Raw genomic sequence first — 19,996 nt, 5'->3', positions numbered from 1 at the left:
TATGAGAATTCGGGACTTAAGCATACTTGTCGGCATCATCGGCATCGTCCTGATGATGGTCCTTCCTATCCCTCACCAGCTTCTGGATATTCTGCTCATCGTCAATATCTCGGCGGCGCTGATGATCCTGCTCATCTCGATGAACACGACCGACGCGCTTAACTTCTCGATCTTCCCGACGCTGCTGCTGATCACGACTCTGTTCCGGCTCGCCTTGAACATCTCGACGACGCGGCTTATTCTTCGGGACGGCGAAGCGGGCAGAGTCGTCTCTACGTTCGGCAAGTTCGTGGCCGGCGGCGAGCTCGCCATCGGCTTCGTTGTATTCCTTATTCTTGTGGTCGTCCAATTTATCGTCATTACCAAAGGCGCTGAGCGCGTGTCGGAAGTCGCGGCGAGATTCACGCTCGATGCGATGCCGGGCAAGCAGATGAGCATCGACGCCGATCTGAATGCGGGTATGATCAACGAGCAGCAGGCGAAGGATCGGCGCGAGAAGATCGAGAAGGAAGCCGACTTCTACGGCGCGATGGACGGCGCCAGCAAGTTCGTTAAAGGGGACGCCGTCGCGAGCATCATCATCCTGCTCATCAACCTGATCGGCGGCTTCATCATCGGCATGGCTGTTCACGGCTTCGACTTCTCCAAAGCGCTGAACACGTATTCGATTCTGACGATCGGCGACGGGTTGGTCAGCCAGATTCCGGCGCTTCTGATCAGCACGGCGACGGGCATCATTGTCACGCGCGCCGCTTCGGAAGGCAATATGGCGCATGATTTGTCGAAGCAGCTGCTGCGCTACCCGAATCTTCTCTATATCGTTGCCGGCACGATCGCGATGCTCGGCATCATGACGCCGATCGGGTTCTTCGCGACGATTCCGTATGCGATCATTCTGGCGATTGCCGCTTACCGCCTGCAATTGAATATGAAGCGGAAGCGCGTGGAAGAGGATCTGCTGGTCGAAGAGAAGGAGATCGAGGAAGTTCGCAGCCCGGAGAGCGTAATCAGCTTACTCCAGGTAGATCCGATCGAATTCGAGTTCGGCTACGGGCTGATCCCGCTCGCGGATACGCAGCAGGGCGGGGATCTGCTGGATCGAATCATTATGATCCGTCGCCAATGCGCGCTTGAGATGGGACTAATCGTCCCTGTCATCCGAATTCGCGACAATATTCAACTTAAACCGAACGAATATGTGATCAAAATGAAAGGAAATTTGGTGGCTCGTGGCGAATTATTGCTAAATCACTACTTGGCCATGAGTCCCGGATTCGACGACGACTCCGTCACCGGCATTGAGACGAAGGAGCCGGCATTCGGCCTGCCTGCCCTATGGATCGACGAAGCGACCAAGGAGCGGGCGGAGATGGCCGGATATACCGTTGTCGATCCGCCTTCGGTCGTTGCTACGCATCTGACGGAAGTAATCAAGAAATATGCGCACGAGCTGCTGGGAAGGCAAGAGACGAAGGCGCTCGCGGACAGCGTCAAGGAGAGCCATGCCGCCTTGGTGGAAGAGCTCATTCCGGGGACGCTGTCGATCGGAGAGCTTCAGAAGGTGCTCGCCAAGCTGCTAAAAGAGAAGATCTCGATCCGCGATCTGGTGACGATCTTCGAGACGCTGGCCGATTACGGCAAATTCACGAAGGATCCGGAAGTGCTGACGGAATACGTTCGCCAGGCGCTGTCGCGGCAGATTACACAGCAGTACGCATCGCCTAGCGAGCCGCTGAAGGTTATCACGGTCAGCCCCGCCATTGAGAAGAGAATTGCGGAGGCTGTCCAGCAATCCGACCAAGGAAGCTACCTGGCGCTAGATCCGGCATCCTCGCAATCGATCTATCAACGGCTCTCCGAGCAGGTAAGCCGAGTCGCGCAGATGGGCCAGCAGCCGATCATACTGACATCGCCAACGATTCGCATGTACATGCGCCAGTTGCTGGAGCGGACCATGCAGGATATACCGGTCCTATCGTACAGCGAGTTAGAACCCAATATTGAAGTGCAAAGCGTCGGGGTGGTGAACGCATGAAGGTCAAACGATATCTAGTGAACGATCTGCCTGAAGCGGTTCAGATGATCCGCAGCGAGCTTGGCTCGGACGCCGTTATTCTGAATACGAAGGAGATCCGTATCGGCGGATTTCTTGGCATGTTCCGCAAGAAGCGGGTGGAGGTCATCGCCGCGGTCGATGAAGCGGCGGCGAAGCCGAAGCCGCGCCAGCAAGCCAAGGCCTCGCCGCTCGCGTCTGCGCCGGCTGTGCTGGCAAGCGCAGCTACGGCGAAGCAGACAGCGCAGGCTAGCGCAGCCGTGGCTGCCGTAGCCGCCGCTGGCGCTTCATGGCCAGCAGCGGCTGAGGCTGGCGGCGGCATCGCGATCGCAGCGGAGCCGGAAGCTCCCGCGGCTGCGTGGGTGCCGCCGGCGGTGGCGCGCGGCCGCTACAGCGCCGCCGCGCCATCGGCGCCGCCGCAGGCGAATGCCGCAGCGAAGCCTGCGCCGCAGACGATCGCCGCAGCCGCGCCGCCGCGGGCGGCGGCGGATGAGGAAGCGGCGATGGAGATTCTCGCCGCGCTGGCGCAGGCAGCCAAGCCGGAAGCGAAGGCTCCGGCTATGGCTGAAGAAGCCGCAGCCGCTAGACCGGCGCTTGCGGCCATCGAGCCGGCAGCCACCCAGGCTGTTCGAGCGGAGTCCCCGCTGACAGCCGTTAGCGCCAACGCTGCCGAAGCGTATCCGAGCGGAAAGTCCAACCCGGAGGCCAACAGCGATACGGCCGCTTTGCTGCAGGAGATTCGCGCGATGAGGGAGATGATGCTGCAGGCGAGCCGGCAGCAGATGTTCCGCAGCTTGCCGGACGAGGTCATGGCCTTGTCGAGGCAATTAGCGAAGCAGGGGGTCGACCCCAAATACGTTCAGCAGTTCGCCGAAGAGGTGGGGGAACGTCTCGCGGCCAAGGAAGAGAGCGGTGAGGCAGCCGCCATGGAGGAAGCTCGCGCGGTGCTGCGGCAGTGGTTGCTGCCTGCCGCCGGGACGGGCATCTCCGAGACGACGCGCATCGTGAACTTCGTCGGTCCGACCGGCGTCGGGAAGACGACGACGATCGCCAAGCTGGCGGCCGATCAAGCCTTCGTTCATCGCCGCTCGGTCGGATTCATCACGGCGGACACGTATCGAATCGCAGCGGTCGACCAGCTTCGGACATACGCGGATATCCTGAACATTCCGCTGGAAGTGGTATTCTCCTCGTCCGAGCTTACGCGGGCATACAACAAGCTGGAAGAACGGGATCTGATCTTCATGGATACGGCGGGGCGCAATTACCGCAACGAGCTGTTCGTCTCGGAAGTGAACAGCTTGCTCGCGCCGGGCCAGCAAGCGGAGAGCATGCTCGTGCTGAGCTTGACGCACAAGTATGACGATATGAGGCAGGTGGCTGAACAGTTCGCTAAGTACGGCGTACGGCGGCTGCTGTTCACGAAGCTTGACGAGACCGACTCGGTCGGCTGCATTCTCAATCTCGCCCGGGAATTCGGCTTCGAGATTACTTATATTACTTGCGGGCAGACTGTGCCGGACGATATTCGTTCTTTTGATCCGGATGAGATCGTCGGGCGATTGCTGGGGGAGATCACCCATGCATGACCAGGCGCAGGCGTTAAGGCATATGGTGCTGAACCGAGACGGCCCGGCGGCCCGCCATACTCGGATCGTTACGGTAACGAGCGGCAAAGGCGGCGTCGGCAAATCGAATTTCAGCCTAAACTTCGCTCTTGCCCTGCAGAAGAGAGGCTACAGCGTATTGCTCTTCGACGCCGATATCGGCATGGCCAACATCGACGTGCTGCTGGGCATCCCGACGCAGTATAACCTGCTTCATCTGCTCAGGCGTGAGAAGACGATCTGGGAGATTATCCAGACCGGACCGCACGGCCTTCAATTCATCGGAGGCGGCTCCGGATTCAAGGATCTGGTGCGGCTTAGCGACGATGAGCTGGAGTACTTCGCCGACCAGATCAGCAGGCTGCACGGCGAGGTCGACTTCCTGCTGTTCGATACCGGCGCGGGATTGTCGAAGGAGACGGTCCGGTTCATCACCGCCGCCCAGGAGACGATTGTCGTGACGACGCCGGAACCGACCTCGATCACGGACGCTTATGCGCTGATCAAGATGGTGAACACGATGGGGCATCAGGTGGACTTCCGCCTTATCGTCAACCGGGTCAGCGACGACCGGGAAGGCCAGCAGACAGCGGACAACATTCGGCATGTCGCGGACAAGTATCTGGGCATTGAGCTGCCGGTTCTTGGCTTCGTACCGGACGATAATCATGTGACCAAAGCAGTCAAGCGGCAGACGGCGTTGTCGGTCGCCTTCCCGGACAGCGCTGCCGTCCGCGGCATTGACAGGATCGCGGCGAAGTTCTTGTCCGAAGAGACGAAGGAGAAGGAAGGAGACGTTCGATCGTTCCTGCAGCGCATGCGCCGATTATGGCGATGAGCAAGCGGCGAAGGATTCATCGGCTAGCTGTTGCGGTATTCCGATCATAGCTTCCTCGCTCATACAACTTAGATAATGAAAGGGGGGGAAACCGCATGTCGATATTCAAAGTTCTGGTCGTTGACGATTCCCCTTTCATGCGCAAGGTGTTCAGCGACTTCATCTCGGAGGATCCGGCATTTGAAGTGGCAGGTACGGCATCCGACGGGATGGAGGCGCTCGAACGAGTGCTTGCGCTTGCTCCAGATATCGTCACGATGGATCTAGAAATGCCGCAGATGAACGGATTGGAGGCGCTCAAACGTCTCATGGCCGTGCGGCCGACTCCAGTCATTATGATCTCGGCGGTGACGGACAACGGCACACGCGACACGATCCGGGCGCTGCAATACGGCGCGATCGACTTCATTCGCAAGCCTGACTCGTCTCTTAAGCTGGATATTCGCCAAGTCGGCGAGCAGCTGGTCGAGAAATTACATATCGCGGCGGAGATGGTCAGAAGCGGAAGCTCCCGCAATCTGGCCGGCGCCTATGAAGACCTCCACGCCGTTAACGGCGAATTGCCGCAGGAGGACGGACCCGATTCTTCTTCGCATAAGGAGGCTTCAGGTGTATCCGCCATTGAAGAGGCCTCGCAGCCAAGTCCGCTAGCGGATTCGTCTGTGCCGAACGCCGCGAAGGAAGCTATCGATCGCGCGGCAACGTCGGAAGATCAGCTTCCCAAGCCGAAGGCTCCCTCAGCGGAGCCGCACGCTCGCCAGCCGGAGGCTGCCGCCGCCAGCGTTCCGCCGCCAGCGCCGACAAGATCTCCTGCGCCGGCAAGCATGCGTCCAATCGCGCAGCAGGAGACGAGGCGCAGGCCTTCGCCGGAGCAGGCGAAGGCGCCTCTAGTGCCCGAAGCGGCTGACAAGCCGCCCAAGGCTGCTTTGAAAGGGAAAGCGCCCGCACAAGCATCGCCGCCCGCTCAAGGCGCAGCGGAACAGCCGACGATGCAGCGGCGCTTAGCGACACCGCCAAGAGCTGCGAGCGCGCCAGGCGAACCGGATGGCGGCAGGAAGCCGCCCGCCGGCGCCGGCGACTTCAGGCATTTGGTCGCGATCGGCACGTCGACTGGCGGACCTCGCGCACTGCATGAAGTGCTGACGAAGCTGCCCGCTGATTTCCCGGCGCCGATTCTAATCGTTCAGCACATGCCGCCGAAGTTCACGAAGTCGCTCGCCCAGCGGCTGGATTCATTCTCGCAGATTCGGGTATGTGAAGCGCAGGACGGGGACAGCGTGCAAGCCGGCACCGCCTATATCGCGCCGGGCGGCAAACATATGGCGTTAGTTAGGAGCTCCCAGTCATCCTATCGCATCGCGCTGACGGACGAGGAACCGCGCAGCGGACACAAGCCTTCCGTCGATCGCCTGTTTGAATCGCTGATCGGCTTGTCCCAGGTGAAGCGTCATGTCGTCATCATGACCGGGATGGGCAGCGACGGCGCGAAGGGAATGAAGGCGCTGCGGGACGACGGGGCGGAGACGACGATTGCGGAAGCGGAGCAGACGTGCATCGTGTACGGAATGCCTCGCAGCGCGGTCGAGCTCGGAGCCGCTTCGCAAGTGCTTGAACTGCAGCGAATCGCGCCGGCGCTCGTTCAAGAGGTGATCGCCCTCAAAAGTTAGGATCGAGGCAAGAACAGCCAACCAGGAGGTGTCCGTAAGTGGAAATGAACCAGTACTTGTCCATTTTTATCGACGAAGCGGGCGAACACTTGCAATCGCTCAACGAGAACATGCTCAAACTCGAACAAGCACCGGAGGATATCGGGATCGTGCAGGTCATCTTCCGTTCCGCGCATACGCTCAAAGGAATGTCCGCGACGATGGGCTTCGAGGATTTGGCGTCGCTGACGCACGACATGGAGAACGTGCTCGACCTAGTCCGCAACGAGAAGCTTAAGATGAACAGCACGATCTTCGACACGATCTTCCAATGTCTCGACTCGCTCGAGGGCATGGTGCAAGACGTCGTGAATGGAGGGACCGGCAAGGCGGACGTCAGCGCTTTGGTCGAGCAATTGAAGGCCATCGTTCGCGGCGAAGCGCCGGGCTCTAGCGCGGCGGCATCGGCATCCGCTTCGGACAAGCCGATGGTGGCGACCGAGATGCTGCTTGATCAATACCAGCTATCGGTGCTGGAGCAATCGATCGACAGCGGCTTGTCGGTGTTCCACGTCGAAGTGTTCATCCGCGACGATTGCGTGCTGAAGGCCGTTCGCGCGTACATGGTATTCGACCTGCTGGAGAAGAACGGCGAGGTCGTCAAGTCGCATCCGTCCGTTCAGGATATCGAACAGGACAAATTCGAGAAGAGCTTCTCGGTATACTATATCTCTCGTATAAGCCAGGAAGAGTTAACGGCGAGTATTCTGAAAGTTTCGGAAATCGAATCTGTCACCGTCCTGCCAGTTGACCGCTCGGTGCTTGAAGAGCTGGACCAATCGAAGGAAGCGACCAGCCAGCAGAGCTTCCAGGCCGTTCGCGAGACGGCGGCAGGGGCAGCGGCAACGGCCCCGAGCGGGGCGGAAGCCGCCAAGCCGGCTGCGAAAGCTGCGGACGCTGCGCCGCGGACTGCTGCGGCAGGAGGCGCCGCTGCATCCGGCCGTACAATCCGCGTCGACATCGAGCGCCTGGATACGCTGATGAACTTGTTCAGCGAGCTGCTTATCGACCGCGCCCGGCTGGAACAGCTGGCTTCGGAGGTTCGCCGCGGCGATCTGACCGAGACGGTGGAGCACATGGCCAGAGTCAGCTCGGACCTTCAGAATATCGTGTTGAAGCTGCGGATGGTGCCTGTAGAGAGCGTGTTTAACCGATTCCCCCGCATGGTGCGGGATTTAGCGAAATCACTTGACAAGAAGCTTGATCTTGTTATCACGGGCGCAGAGACCGAGCTGGATCGCACGGTCATCGACGAGATCGGCGACCCGCTCGTCCACTTGATCCGCAACTCGGTCGACCATGGCGTCGAGCAGCCGGCCGCTCGCGCAGCCGCCGGCAAATCCGAGACGGGAACCGTTCAGCTTCGGGCTTTCCACAGCGGCAATCATGTCTTCATCGAGATTGAGGACGACGGCGGCGGCATTAACCGTCCGAAGGTGACGGAGATCGCCATCAAGCGCGGCGTCATCACGCAGGAAGAAGCGAAGAAGCTTAGCGACGACGAGCTCAACATGCTGATCTTCGCTCCGGGCTTCAGCACAGCGGATAAGATCTCCGACATCTCCGGGCGTGGCGTCGGTCTCGATGTCGTCAAATCGAAGATCGAATCGCTTGGCGGCAGCGTATCGGTCACCTCGGAGCTCGGCAAGGGCTCGAGATTCACGATCCAGCTTCCGCTGACGCTGTCGATTATCTCGGCGATGCTCATCAAGCTCGGCTCGGAGAAATTCGCGATTCCGCTCTCGTCTATCGTTGAGACGGCAGCCATCCGCCGCGATGAGATCCGGGACCTGCAGGGCAACAAGGTAATTCAGTACCGCAATTCGGTCATTCCGGTCGTATCGCTCGCAGAAGTGTTGAATTCTCCCGATTACCGGGAAGATGGCGAAGCCGAGACGGAGACCGTCATCATTCGCAAGGGCGATAAGATGGCTGCCGTTCTGGTGGATGAATTCATCACGCAAGGCGAGGTCGTCCTGAAGACGCTTGGCAACTATTTGGGCAATCAGAAGCTGATCTCCGGAGCGACGATTCTCGGAGACGGGCAAGTCGCGTTGATCGTAGATCCGAATTCGCTCATCAAGTAAATATCCGTTCGATATGGGGAGGGCCTGACAATGGCAGAGGAATTGAAGGTAATCGTCTTTGCGCTGGGGCAAGAAGAGTATGGCATTGAGGTGGATAAAGTCCGCACGATCGAACGGATGATGCCGATCACCCGCGTTCCGAAGACGCCGGCGTTCGTCAAAGGCGTCATCAACCTCCGGGGGATCGTCATTCCGGTCATCGACCTGCGCGGCCGGTTCGGACTCGAGGAGACGGCGGAGAGCGACAATTCCCGCATTATTATTGTAGCGGTGAACGAGCTTGAGGTCGGATTCATCGTAGATTCGGCGAACGACGTCATCGATATCATGGATGATACGATCGATGTTCCGCCGGAAGTCGTCGGCGGCATCAAAGCGAAGTATTTGAGCGGCGTTGCCAAGATCGGCGACAATCGCTTGCTTATTCTGCTTAATCTGTCGGAAGTGCTGAATCGTTCGGAAATTATTCAATTGGAACAGTTTGGAGAATAATCGTGGAACTGTTCAACCATAACCCGGATTTCAAAATGGACGTCCTTCGCGAAGTCGGCAATATAGGAGCGGGCAATGCCGCAACGGCTTTGTCCCGGATGTTGGACAAGCCGGTAGATATGTCGGTGCCGACCGTCAGCTTCGTGCCTTTCGAATCGATCGCCGACCGCGTCGGCGGATCGGAAGAGGTCGTCGTCGCCGTCTTCCTTCGCGTTGACGGCGATGCGCCGGGCAATATGTTCTTCCTCATGAGCCGGGAGCAAGCCAGACTCTTGCTGCGAGAGCTGGCTGGCTTCGAGCTTGAGGACGAGAACGAGTACAGCGAGCTTGAGCTATCCGCGCTGTGCGAGATCGGGAACATCCTCGCAGGCTCGTACTTGTCTTCCCTTGCCGATCTGACGGGGCTTGCCATGTCGCCGACAGTGCCCCAGGTCGCGGTCGACATGGCGGGGGCGATTCTCAGCTACGGCTTGCTGCAGTTCGGCACGATGGGGGACGACGCCTTGCTGATCAGCACGACTTTTCTAAAGGATGAACGGGAAGCGGAAGGTTACTTCTTCTTCATTCCCGATCCGGAGTCATTCGCTAGGATGTTCGTCTCGTTGGGAGTGCCGCTTGAATGAATGAAGGGAATATGGTCAAAGTCGGAATGGCGGACATTGGGGTTGCATTCGGCGGCGCCATTCTGAAGACAACAGGGCTTGGCTCTTGCGTCGGACTGACGTTGTTTGATCCGCTGCGGCTCGTGGCCGGCATGGCGCACATCATGCTGCCAAGCTCGGATATCGCCCGAGAAGGCCAACTGAACATCGCGAAGTACGCTGACACGTCGATCCCCGAGCTGCTCGCGCGTCTGCTTCAATTGGGAGCGGACCGCCGGCGATTGGTCGCCAAGCTTGCCGGGGGGGCGCAGATGTTCGCTTTCGCAGGCGGCAGCGACAGCCTTCGGATCGGGCCGCGCAACGTCGAATCGGCCAAGGAGGAGCTCGAGCGTCTGGCGATCCCGATTGCCTCGGAAGATACCGGCGGCAATTACGGACGCACAATCGAGCTTGACAGCGCAAGCGGCATTCTCACGATTCGCAGCGTACAGTTTGGCACAAAGGAGATTTGAAATGAGCGGTAAATGGCGTTGGACGTTCGGTTTTGGCGTTTTCGGCGCCGTGCTGGCATTCTTGTTCCAAGTATCGCGCAACACGATTGGGACGACGCTTTTGCGCAGCTTTTACGCTTTTCTGGCTTTCGCGGCTTTGGCGGCTGTCGTCCGGATCGCGCTGAGCGTTCTGCTTAAACCGGCTGCGCCCAGTTATATGAAGCTGCCGAAGGAAGGGAACGGCCAGGCCATCGATCTGACGACTCCGGATGACGGCGGCGAATTGACCGACATGCTGAAGGAACAACGGACGGACGGCGGCGGCCGCCCGATCAGCGGATTTCAGCCGCTGAATCCGAAGCGGCTCGTAACGCTCGAGCATCCGAGTACGGAGGACGTTGTCACGGCAGTCAGGCGAATGACGGACGAATAAGGATGGTGATGCAAAGATGATCGATCATAACCGTTCACGCTTGTCCCATCAAGATTGTTGGAAGAGCTGGAAGGAAGATGGGGATGCAGAGGCGAGAAGACAGCTGATCGAGCATTATTTGCCGCTGGTCGATTACGTATCTAGCCGGATGGCCGTCGGTTTGCCCAAGAACGTCACCAAAGACGACTTGGCGAGCAACGGAATCATGGGGCTGATCGACGCGATCGAGAAATTCGATTACCAGCGCGGGCTGCAATTCGAGACGTATGCCTCCTGGAGAATTCGCGGCTCCATAATCGACGGTCTTCGCCAAGGCGATTGGGTGCCGCGTTCTGTCCGAGATAAAGCCAAAAAACTGGAGGACGCATACACCGTTCTAGAACAGCGGAACTTGCGTTCTGCTTCCGACGAGGAAGTATGCGGCTATTTGAATATATCGCACAAAGAATTTCAACAGATGCTTCAAGAAGTAGCCGTCTCGGCGGTCTGCTCCTTAGAGGATCCGATTCGGGAGGAAGAGTCGGAGACGAGGCTGTCGCTGCTCGTGGACGACAAAGCGGTCAACCCCGAATCCAAGGTTCATGAGACGTATTTAAAAGAAGCGTTAACGCAGGGGATCGAGAAGCTGACCCCCAAAGAACGAACGGTCGTGTCTCTCTTCTATTACGAGGATTTATCGTTAAGCGAAATAGCCGAAGTGATGTCTTTATCGCCATCTAGAATCTCGCAGCTTCACTCCAAAGCGATCCTTCGGTTACGAACAGCGCTGGGCAAGCAGAGGGACCAGCTGTTACAACATTAGCCTAAGACCGGGGGTGCGAAGGATGACTGCAAGTCCGCATCTAGACTGGAAGGAAGTTTTGCTGATCACGTTGTCGGAAGATAAGATGCAGGCGTATTTATCTTTTAAGCAAGTAGAGAATCCGATCCGGATGACCGATGCGGAGCTGGAGCGGTTCATCGCTTCCCATGGAGTTAAATACGGATTGCGCAAAGATATTCTGCAGATGATTTGCGCAAGCCCGCAAGATTTCTATCTCAGCGAGAATATTATTGCTGTCGGGACGGAAGCTCGCAACGGCGCCGACGGATTCGTTAAAGTGCTGTACGATGCCGATTCCAAGGATCGGAGGCCGCTGATCCGCGAAGACGGAAGCGCCGATTACAAGGAGATCGTCAAGCTTGCGAACGTGAAAGCCGGTCAATTGATCGCAGAGCGGTATCCGCCTCAGCCGGGCATACCGGGCATGAACGTCGCGGGAGAAGAGATTCCAGCCAAGGACGGCAAGGAAGCGAATTTTAAAATTGGTAAAAACGTCGTCGCTAACGCCGAGAACACAGGGTTATACGCGGCAATCGACGGCTTGGTCACGAAGACCGATAAAGATAGGCTGAACGTATTCCCGGTCTATGAAGTGAATGGGGACGTCGACTACAATATTGGCAACATCGATTTTGTCGGAACGGTCGTCATTCGCGGCAACGTTCTGACCGGCTTCAAGATACGCGCTTCCGGAGACATCCGGGTAACAGGCGGAATCGAAGGCGCTGAAGTGGAGTCCGAAGGATCTATCGAGGTCAGCGGCGGGATTATCGGAAGCAACAAAGGGTTCGTGAAAGCCGGACGGTCGGTGAAGTGCTCCTTCATCCAAGAAGGCAACGTTATCGCCGGCGAGGACGTAACCGTCATGCAGAGCATCATGCACTCCAATGTGAGAGCCGGGAACAGCATCACCTGCACTGGAACTAAAGGGCTTATCGTCGGCGGGGTGATGCAAGCGGGAGAACGCGTCGCGGTACGGATGCTCGGCAACTCGATGTCGACGGCGACGGCGGTTGAAGTTGGCGTGCGGCCGGAATTGCGCCAAGAGCTCGTCGAGCTTCGCAACAGCGTGCGGGAATTGACGGCGAGCCTCGACAAGACCGACAAGGCGCTGGCGCTGCTTAACCAAATGGCGGCGGTCGGCCAATTGTCGCCGGATCGGATGGAGATGCGCAGCAAGCTCGGCGCAACCCGCCGGCAGACGGCTGAGGAGCTTCAGCTAGCGAAGGAGGGCATTCTCCAGATTGAGAAGTCGCTGGAGGACATGACCTCCGCTCGGGTGGATGTGACGCACACGATATTCGGCGGAACGAAGATCGTCATCGGCCGCTATACGCGCTTCGTCAAAGACAGCATCCAGCGCGTATCGTTCCGCTTCTTCGATGGGGAGATTAATCTTGTTCCCTACGGCTGACAGGGGAGGGGCTCCGGATGAGCTACAGGCCAATCGATCTTCAGACCTCACTGCCGCGGACGCTCGAGATGTCTCCGCTGCAGCAGCAACAGCAGCAGCGTTCCGCGATGGAACAGGCTGCGCTCGGCCACCAAGCGGCCAAGCAGGCGGAGAAGCAAGCGCAGAGCAGCGTGAGGCTTGAGTCCGCTGGCAAGCGGTCCATCTCGGAGAAGGAGCCCCGAGAGCGCAAGAAGCATTCTTCTGCCGCTGGGAAGAACGGCGGCGGCGAATCGGAACCGGGCGAAGACGAACAGTCCGCGCACCCTTACAAGGGGAGACATCTGGATATCAAGCTGTAACGGGCCCCCGAGGGTAGTGGAAAGGTGGCAGAGATATGGAGCCTTGGCATACGTTGGTTATTATAGGCGCTGCGATTGCCGGCTATGGCTGGCTGCTTCCGAAGCCGAAGCAAGGCGAGGCGGGGGAGGCGGCAGCGCTTCAGAGCGACGAAGCATACGACAGGCTCCTCGAGGATCTGGAGGCAGAGAATCGGGAGCTGGTCGATGCCGTCGCTTCTTTTAAGAAGGAGCAGGACGATACGGTGCGCCGCCTCGGGCTGCGCATCCGGGAGCTAGAGACGCAGATGGTCGAATGGAGAGCGCAGGGTCAAGCTTCCGAGTCGCAGCAATCGGCAACTTCGGCGGCGTCAACGGATTCGGCGGTCTCAGCCGAACCGCACGGACCGGCAGCGCTATCGTCTTCGGCGTCTGCTTCGGATCTGGCATCCGTCCCTGATCTCGAGGCCAAGCCGCATCTTGCTGCAGAGGAGGCCGATCTGCATAACCTCGTTCCCCAATCGATTCACGCCAGGTACGCCGAACTGCTCGATCTGCATAGCCGCGGCCGGTCTGTCGAACAGATCGCCAAGACGCTCGGGCTGAACAAGGGCGAAGTGCAGCTCATTCTGCAACTAGCCAAGCGGGAGGAGGAGCAGCATGCGTAAACGCCGGAGCTGGCTGATCGGCTTCGGGCTTGGGCTGGCGATCGGCGCCATCCTGCTGCAGCTCATGACCGCAGCGGAATCCGCCGGCAAATCCGCTCTCCCGAACGAACCGTTAAGCAAGGAAGATCTGCAGAAGGAAGCGGCAGCGCAAGGCTTGACGCTCGTTGATCCGGAAGCGGACGGACGAACCTATACGCAAGAGGAGCTTGATGCCGCCGTCGCGAAGGCGAAGGAAGCAGCAGCAAGCGGTCAGACGGCAGCCGGATCGGAGGCGGAGCGGGCGAATGCCCGCACGCTGTATGTCTGGCAGGATGCCACCCTGGCGGAAGTCTCCGATGCGTTAATGAGCCTTGGGCTCATCAACGACAAACAAGCTTTTATCCAGCAGGCTAAGCCCTACAGCACGAAGATACGGGTCGGTCCTTGTACATTCGAAGGCAAGCCGTCCTATGACGAGATCATAGAGGAACTGACCCGCAATAAATATTGAGGAATCGAGCGGCCGAAGCCATTGCGCGGTCGCTCGCGATATGTTATAGTATTACCCGGTGTGAAAAAACGCACGCCGTTCAATTTCGTCAGGGGTGCTCGCGAGATCGCGAGTTCTGGCGGAAGATGCGAATGGCGGAGGAGATTCACCTACACAAAACCACTAGGAGGTGCAGTTAAGATGGCAGTAATCTCCATGAAGCAGCTTCTCGAAGCTGGGGTACACTTCGGTCACCAGACTCGTCGTTGGAACCCTAAGATGGACAAGTACATCTTCACTGAACGTAACGGCATTTACATTATCGACCTGCAGAAGACGGTCAAGAAAGTAGACGAGGCTTATAACTTCGTTCGCCAGCTGGCAGAGAACGGCGGCACGATGCTGTTCGTCGGCACGAAGAAGCAAGCGCAAGACTCCGTCAGAGACGAAGCGGAACGCAGCGGCCAATACTACATCAACCAACGCTGGCTCGGCGGCACGCTGACGAACTTCTCCACGATTCAGAAGCGTACGGACCGTCTGCACCAGCTTACCAAATGGGAAGAGGACGGCACGTTCGAAGTTCTTCCTAAGAAAGAAGTTATCTTGCTCCGCAAGGAGAAAGAGCGTCTTGAGAAGTTCCTGGGCGGCATCAAGAACATGCGCAAGCTTCCTGACGCGCTGTTTATCATCGATCCGCGCAAGGAGCGTATCGCGGTTGCGGAAGCTCGCAAGCTGGGCATTCCGATCGTCGGCATCGTAGACACGAACTGCGATCCGGACGAGATCGACTACGTCATTCCGGGCAACGACGACGCCATTCGCGCCGTTAAGCTGCTGACGTCCAAGATGGCCGACGCTATCGTCGAGTCCCGTCAAGGCGAAGTAGTAGCCGAATAATTAAAGCTATAAGCAAGCACGAAGCAAAGGGTGGTCAGAAGAGAACCTTCTTGCCGCCCTTTTTTTAAAGAAACAGTACTTACCCTTGCGCTGCGGCATCGCAGCGGATCAATAGGAGGTTATTCCCTTGGCAGTTAACGCAGCAGACGTAAAATCTCTCCGTGAGAGAACCGGAGCCGGCATGCTCGATTGTAAGAAAGCGCTGGAGGAAGCGAACGGCGATCTGACCAAAGCCGCCGAACTTCTCCGCGAGAAAGGCCTTGCGGCAGCAGCAAAGAAAGGCGACCGTGTCGCTACTGAAGGCCGCGTAGAATCCTACATTCACGGCGCAGGCCGCATCGGCGTTCTGGTCGAAGTCAACTGCGAGACCGACTTCGTTGCGATGACCGATCAATTCAAAGAGCTCGTTCGCGACATTGCGATGCACATCGCAGCTGCGAATCCGAAGGTTGTTCGCCGCGAGGAAGTCGACCAAACGGAACTCGACAAGGAACGCGAGATTCTTCGCGCTCAAGCGCTGAACGAAGGCAAGCCTGAGAAGATCGTCGACAAGATGGTGGAAGGCCGCCTGAACAAGTACTACGAGGAGAACGTTCTTCTGGAGCAATCCTTCGTTAAGGATCCGGACAAGACGGTTCAAACGCTGCTGAACGAGAAGATCGCTACGATCGGCGAGCAGATCACCATCCGCCGCTTCGTTCGTTTCGAACTGGGCGAAGGCCTTGAGAAGAAAGCCGACAACTTCGTCGAAGAAGTTATGGCGCAAGTTAAAGCATAAGCTTTCGTCTCGACCCGAGGGAACACGACGTGTTCCCTTTTTTTGAACAAAGCGGCTGGTTTCGCCTTCCGCGAAGGACCGAATAGAATGATGGAGGTACTAACTTGAATCGTCCCGTATACAAGCGTGTGGTGTTGAAGGTCAGCGGTGAGTCGCTGTCGGGGGCTAACGGATTCGGCATTGATGCGACAACGATCATCTCGATCGCCGAACAAGTCAAAGAAGTCGTCGAGCTTGGCGTTGAAGTGGCTATCGTATGTGGAGGCGGCAACATCTGGCGCGGCATCTCCGGCAGCCAGAAAGGCATCGACCGCGCGACGGCCGATTACATGGGCATGCTCGCGACCGTCATGAACTCGCTCGCGCTGCAGGATGCGCTGGAGCAGATCGGTGTGCCGACTCGCGTGCAGACGTCGATCGCCATGCAGCAGATCGCAGAGCCGTACATTCGCCGCAGAGCCATCCGGCATCTGGAGAAGGGGCGCGTCGTTATTTTTGCCGCAGGCACGGGCAACCCGTTCTTCTCCACCGATACGACGGCAGCGCTTCGCGCAGCCGAGATCGAAGCGGAAGTGATCCTCATGGCGAAGAACAAGGTTGATGGCGTATACAGCGCCGATCCGTTCAAGGACCCGACCGCCGAGAAGTATGAGCAGCTCACCTATCTAGACGTCCTGAACAAGAATCTGGGCGTCATGGATTCGACGGCATCCTCGCTGTGCATGGACAACAATATTCCTCTGCTTGTGTTTGCCATTACGGAGCAAGGCAATATTAAACGTGCTGTATTGGGCGACAAAATCGGTACGATTGTGAAGGGGAGCGTGGACTAAGTGCCTCAAGCGATCAAGAAGAACGCTGAAGAACGGATGGAGAAGGCGCTCGGCGCCTTGAAGCGGGATCTGTCAACCTTGCGCGCAGGCCGTGCGACGCCTGCCATCCTTGACCGCGTACAAGCGGAATATTACGGAGCGATGACTCCGGTGAACCAATTGGGCTCCATCACGACGCCGGATTCCCGTACGCTGATCATTCAGCCATGGGACAAATCGGCGCTGGCTGCGATCGAGAAAGCGATTCTGAAGTCGGATGTCGGCTTGACGCCGGCGAACGACGGCAGCATCATCCGGTTGGTCGTTCCTCCGCTGACGGAAGAACGCCGCCAAGACTTGGTGAAGTCGACGAAGAAGTACGGCGAAGAGGCGAAGGTAGCAATCCGCAACATTCGGCGCGATGCCAACGACGACATCAAGAAGCTCGAGAAGGGCGACATCTCCGAAGACGAATCGAGACGTCACCAAGAGGACGTTCAGAAGCTGACCGATCGCTTCGTCGCGGAAGTGGACAAGATTCTCGCAGCCAAAGAGAAAGAAATCATGGAAGTTTAATGTGTCTGCCAAGCCCCTCCGTCAGGTGGGGTTTATTGTTCATCATCGGCTAGAACGACGATGTTACGGCGAGTTGATCGGGAGGTACGACCATGGTGAAGCGATTCGGCAGCAGCTGGCTTCGTCGATTGCAGAACGCCAATAAGCATAAGCAAGAAGATTCGGAGGAGCATGACGGACGTACCTTCGGGATATCCGCAGACAATGTGCCCCAGCATGTAGCCATCATTATGGATGGCAACGGGCGTTGGGCGAAGGCGCGCGGGTTGCCGCGCGTCGCCGGCCATCACAGCGGCATGAAGGCGGTCAAGCGCATTGTGAAGGCAGCCGACAAGATCGGCGTCCGATATTTGACGATGTATGCCTTCTCCACGGAGAATTGGAAGCGTCCCAAATCCGAAGTGGACTTTCTGATGAAGCTGCCGCAAGAATTTCTGTCTATCGAGCTGGATGAGTTAATCGAGAACAATGTTCAGGTGAAGATGATGGGCGTTCGCGACTTGCTTCCCGACCATACCGTATCAGCTCTAGAAGAAGCGGTTCGGAGAACCGAACAGAATACCGGACTTGTGCTTAATTTCGCGTTGAACTATGGCAGCCGGATGGAGATGGTAGAGGCCGCCCGCTTGCTGGCGCGCCGCGCCGCGAGCGGAGAGCTGAATCCCGACTCCATCAGCGAGGAAGACTTCGCGTCCAGCCTTCTGACGGGCGATATGCCCGATCCGGATCTGCTCATTCGCACGAGCGGAGAACTTCGGCTGTCGAACTTCATGCTATGGCAGCTGGCTTATAGCGAGTTCTGGTTCACCGACGTCTATTGGCCAGAATTCTCAGAACAACATTTCTACGAGGCGATCCGCGAATATCAACGACGGGCACGCCGTTACGGAGGGCTCTGACGTCATGGGTCAACGGTTAGTTACCGGGATCGTGGCCGGAGCGGCCTTTATCGCTCTGCTGCTTCTCGGAGATGGATATTATGAAGCGCTGCTAGCGCTGCTGGCGCTGCTTGGATATGGCGAATACGTCCGCCTGAACAACTTGCCGAAGATGAGGGGCGATGTGCTGATCGGCTTCGCGGCCGTTCTGGTTCTGTCGCTGCCGAATTTGCCGTTCGGCTGGACGGAGCCTCCGATTCTGACAGCGGCATGGCTGGCGATGTTCCTCCTGCTCGCGGCGACCGTTACCAGCAAGAACCGCACGACGCTGGACCAAGCTGCGCTGCTGTACTTAGGTGTCATCTATATCGGCCTCGGCTTCCGTTATATGGCGGAGACGCGCGATTTGCCGCATGGCTTGTTCTGGTGCCTGCTGACGTTCTTCTGCATCTGGGCGTCGGACGCCGGCGCCTACTTCATTGGGCGTGCGTTCGGCAAGCGCAAGCTGTGGCCGGCCATCAGCCCGAACAAGACGATCGAAGGCGCCGTCGGCGGCCTTGTCATTGCTGTGGTCGTGGGCATCATCTTCAGCCTGATCGAACCGGAGTGGCTTGGGATCGGGCGCGCGATCACGATTGGACTAGCCGCAGCGGTAGCGGGCACGATGGGCGATCTGATCCAGTCTGCCTACAAGCGGCTGCGCGGCGTCAAGGACTCGGGCCAATTGCTGCCGGGCCACGGCGGCGTGCTCGACCGGACAGACAGCTGGCTGATCGTGTTCCCGATCGTGCATTTGCTTCATCTGCTGCCCGTGTAAGCGAGCGGTACATAGTTAGACAACAAGGAGTAAGATGTCGATGAGAAAAATAGCTGTGCTTGGCTGCACCGGCTCGATCGGCACCCAGACGCTCGACGTCGTCTCGCGCGACCCCGAAGCTTACGAAGTCGTCGGGCTCGCCGCGGGCACGAACGTCGAGCTTCTGCTTGATCAGGCAGCCGTGTTCCGCCCGCGGATCGTCTCCGTCGCGACGCTCGAGCTGGCGGAAGATATCCGCTCCCGTCTGCCCGGAGGGACGAAGGTCGTCTTCGGCGAAGAGGGACTAATCGAGGTCGCAGCCGGCGCCGGAGCCGACTATGTCGTCTGCGCGCTGGTTGGAAGTCTGGGCCTGACGTCGACGCTGGCGGCGATCGAGGCGGGAGCCGCGATCGGCCTTGCGAACAAGGAGACGCTGGTGACGGCAGGGCATATCGTCATGAAGCGCGCGGCTGACAAGGGCGTGCCCATTCTGCCCGTGGACAGCGAGCACTCGGCGATCTTCCAATGCTTGAACGGGGAGAATCGCGGAGCCGTCAAGCGGCTCGTCATTACCGCCTCCGGCGGAAGCTTCCGCGATCGGACGCGCGAAGAACTGACGAACGTCACCGTCGAAGATGCGCTGAAGCATCCGAACTGGTCGATGGGCGCGAAGATTACGATCGATTCGGCGACGATGGTTAACAAGGGCTTGGAGGTGATCGAAGCGCATTGGCTGTTCGATCTGCCATATGACCGGATCGACGTTGTGCTCCATCCGGAGAGCATCGTGCACTCGATGGTCGAATTCGCCGACACGAGCGTTATCGCGCAGCTCGGCAACCCCGATATGCGGGTGCCGATCCAATACGCGCTCACGTACCCGGAGCGCAAGCCTTCCCCGGCTTCGCCGCTGGATTTGGTCAAGGCGGGTGCGCTGCATTTTCGCGAGATGGACTTCGAACGATATCCTTGCCTTCGTCTCGCCTATGAAGCAGGCCGCGTCGGCGGCACCGCTCCGACGGTGTTCAACGCGGCGAATGAAGCCGCGGTCGCAAGGTTCCTGCGCGGGGAGATTCCATTCCTCGCCATCGAGACCATTATTGAGCGGGTGCTGGCCAAGCATACGGTTACGCCGCTTCCGGAGTTAGCCGCGATACTGGACACCGACGCATGGGCTCGCCGGGAAGCAGCCGCTTTGAAATAAATGAAGTCAATTTGCCGCCGTCGCCGTATTCTCTTGTAACGCCTCGGAGAATAAT

21 protein-coding genes are annotated in these 19,996 nt (G+C 58.3%); all 21 read left to right on the top strand.

Translation table 11 applies throughout. The features are described 5' to 3' along the window. Position 1 precedes the first annotated feature (1 nt). The 21 genes from flhA (at position 2) to H4Q31_RS19005 (ending at position 19,941) form a co-directional block, all read left to right on the top strand. Positions 2–2,035 carry a flagellar biosynthesis protein FlhA gene (gene flhA / locus H4Q31_RS19105; RefSeq protein ID WP_185180658.1) on the top strand — a complete coding sequence of 678 codons (2,034 nt, stop codon included), beginning with the start codon at positions 2–4 and terminating at the stop codon, positions 2,033–2,035. Next, the gene (gene flhF, locus H4Q31_RS19100; protein WP_185180657.1) at positions 2,032–3,642 is read left to right on the top strand and encodes a flagellar biosynthesis GTPase FlhF; all 1,611 of its coding nucleotides are present in this window, start codon (positions 2,032–2,034) and stop codon (positions 3,640–3,642) included. The genes flhA and flhF overlap by 4 nt, the downstream gene beginning before the upstream one ends. Further along, positions 3,635–4,498: a MinD/ParA family protein gene (locus H4Q31_RS19095; protein ID WP_185180656.1), complete on the top strand. Its 864-nt coding sequence runs from the start codon at positions 3,635–3,637 to the stop codon at positions 4,496–4,498. Before flhF ends, H4Q31_RS19095 begins: the two co-directional genes overlap by 8 nt. Before the next feature lie 95 nt (positions 4,499–4,593). Further along, positions 4,594–6,165: a protein-glutamate methylesterase/protein-glutamine glutaminase gene (locus H4Q31_RS19090; RefSeq protein ID WP_185180655.1), complete on the top strand. Its 1,572-nt coding sequence runs from the start codon at positions 4,594–4,596 to the stop codon at positions 6,163–6,165. A 38-nt stretch (positions 6,166–6,203) separates the two neighbouring features. Continuing rightward, the gene (locus H4Q31_RS19085; protein ID WP_185180654.1) at positions 6,204–8,291 is read left to right on the top strand and encodes a chemotaxis protein CheA; all 2,088 of its coding nucleotides are present in this window, start codon (positions 6,204–6,206) and stop codon (positions 8,289–8,291) included. Between the two features lie 30 nt (positions 8,292–8,321). Then, positions 8,322–8,783 (top strand): chemotaxis protein CheW, encoded by a 462-nt coding sequence (locus H4Q31_RS19080; RefSeq protein WP_185180653.1) that lies wholly within the window; start codon positions 8,322–8,324, stop codon positions 8,781–8,783. 2 nt (positions 8,784–8,785) lie between these two features. Further along, complete coding sequence (locus H4Q31_RS19075) at positions 8,786–9,406, top strand: chemotaxis protein CheC (RefSeq protein ID WP_185180652.1); 621 nt, start codon at positions 8,786–8,788, stop codon at positions 9,404–9,406. Next, the gene (locus H4Q31_RS19070; RefSeq protein WP_185180651.1) at positions 9,403–9,897 is read left to right on the top strand and encodes a chemotaxis protein CheD; all 495 of its coding nucleotides are present in this window, start codon (positions 9,403–9,405) and stop codon (positions 9,895–9,897) included. The genes H4Q31_RS19075 and H4Q31_RS19070 overlap by 4 nt, the downstream gene beginning before the upstream one ends. A gap of 1 nt (position 9,898) precedes the next feature. Further along, positions 9,899–10,309: a hypothetical protein gene (locus tag H4Q31_RS19065; RefSeq protein WP_185180650.1), complete on the top strand. Its 411-nt coding sequence runs from the start codon at positions 9,899–9,901 to the stop codon at positions 10,307–10,309. 16 nt (positions 10,310–10,325) lie between these two features. Next, complete coding sequence (locus H4Q31_RS19060) at positions 10,326–11,111, top strand: FliA/WhiG family RNA polymerase sigma factor (RefSeq protein ID WP_185180649.1); 786 nt, start codon at positions 10,326–10,328, stop codon at positions 11,109–11,111. A 22-nt stretch (positions 11,112–11,133) separates the two neighbouring features. After that, a complete protein-coding gene (locus H4Q31_RS19055; protein ID WP_185180648.1) occupies positions 11,134–12,546 on the top strand; it encodes a flagellar assembly protein A in 1,413 nt (470 codons plus the stop codon). Between the two features lie 17 nt (positions 12,547–12,563). Beyond that, positions 12,564–12,884 carry a hypothetical protein gene (locus H4Q31_RS19050; RefSeq protein ID WP_185180647.1) on the top strand — a complete coding sequence of 107 codons (321 nt, stop codon included), beginning with the start codon at positions 12,564–12,566 and terminating at the stop codon, positions 12,882–12,884. A gap of 35 nt (positions 12,885–12,919) precedes the next feature. Then, the gene (locus H4Q31_RS19045) at positions 12,920–13,528 is read left to right on the top strand and encodes a DUF6115 domain-containing protein (RefSeq protein WP_185180646.1); all 609 of its coding nucleotides are present in this window, start codon (positions 12,920–12,922) and stop codon (positions 13,526–13,528) included. Continuing rightward, a complete protein-coding gene (locus H4Q31_RS19040) occupies positions 13,521–14,018 on the top strand; it encodes a hypothetical protein (protein ID WP_185180645.1) in 498 nt (165 codons plus the stop codon). Before H4Q31_RS19045 ends, H4Q31_RS19040 begins: the two co-directional genes overlap by 8 nt. A 180-nt stretch (positions 14,019–14,198) precedes the next feature. After that, entirely contained in the window at positions 14,199–14,897 is a 699-nt protein-coding gene (gene rpsB / locus H4Q31_RS19035; RefSeq protein ID WP_185180644.1) for a 30S ribosomal protein S2, read from the top strand. A gap of 127 nt (positions 14,898–15,024) precedes the next feature. Further along, positions 15,025–15,675, top strand: coding sequence for a translation elongation factor Ts (gene tsf, locus H4Q31_RS19030; RefSeq protein ID WP_185180643.1), 651 nt, complete (start codon positions 15,025–15,027; stop codon positions 15,673–15,675). A gap of 104 nt (positions 15,676–15,779) precedes the next feature. Next, the gene (gene pyrH, locus H4Q31_RS19025) at positions 15,780–16,508 is read left to right on the top strand and encodes a UMP kinase (protein WP_185180642.1); all 729 of its coding nucleotides are present in this window, start codon (positions 15,780–15,782) and stop codon (positions 16,506–16,508) included. Continuing rightward, entirely contained in the window at positions 16,509–17,063 is a 555-nt protein-coding gene (gene frr, locus H4Q31_RS19020) for a ribosome recycling factor (protein WP_185180641.1), read from the top strand. Positions 17,064–17,155: 92 nt separating this feature from the next. Beyond that, a complete protein-coding gene (gene uppS, locus H4Q31_RS19015) occupies positions 17,156–17,962 on the top strand; it encodes an undecaprenyl pyrophosphate synthase (RefSeq protein ID WP_185180640.1) in 807 nt (268 codons plus the stop codon). A gap of 4 nt (positions 17,963–17,966) precedes the next feature. Continuing rightward, positions 17,967–18,758, top strand: coding sequence for a phosphatidate cytidylyltransferase (locus H4Q31_RS19010; protein ID WP_185180639.1), 792 nt, complete (start codon positions 17,967–17,969; stop codon positions 18,756–18,758). 40 nt (positions 18,759–18,798) lie between these two features. Next, a complete protein-coding gene (locus tag H4Q31_RS19005) occupies positions 18,799–19,941 on the top strand; it encodes a 1-deoxy-D-xylulose-5-phosphate reductoisomerase (protein WP_185180638.1) in 1,143 nt (380 codons plus the stop codon). Positions 19,942–19,996 lie beyond the last annotated feature (55 nt).

Source organism: Cohnella lubricantis, assembly GCF_014212015.1.
GTDB lineage: Bacteria > Bacillota > Bacilli > Paenibacillales > Paenibacillaceae > Cohnella > Cohnella lubricantis.
Note: the sequence above shows the minus strand (reverse complement) of the source record. Positions and strands in the feature narration are given on the sequence as shown.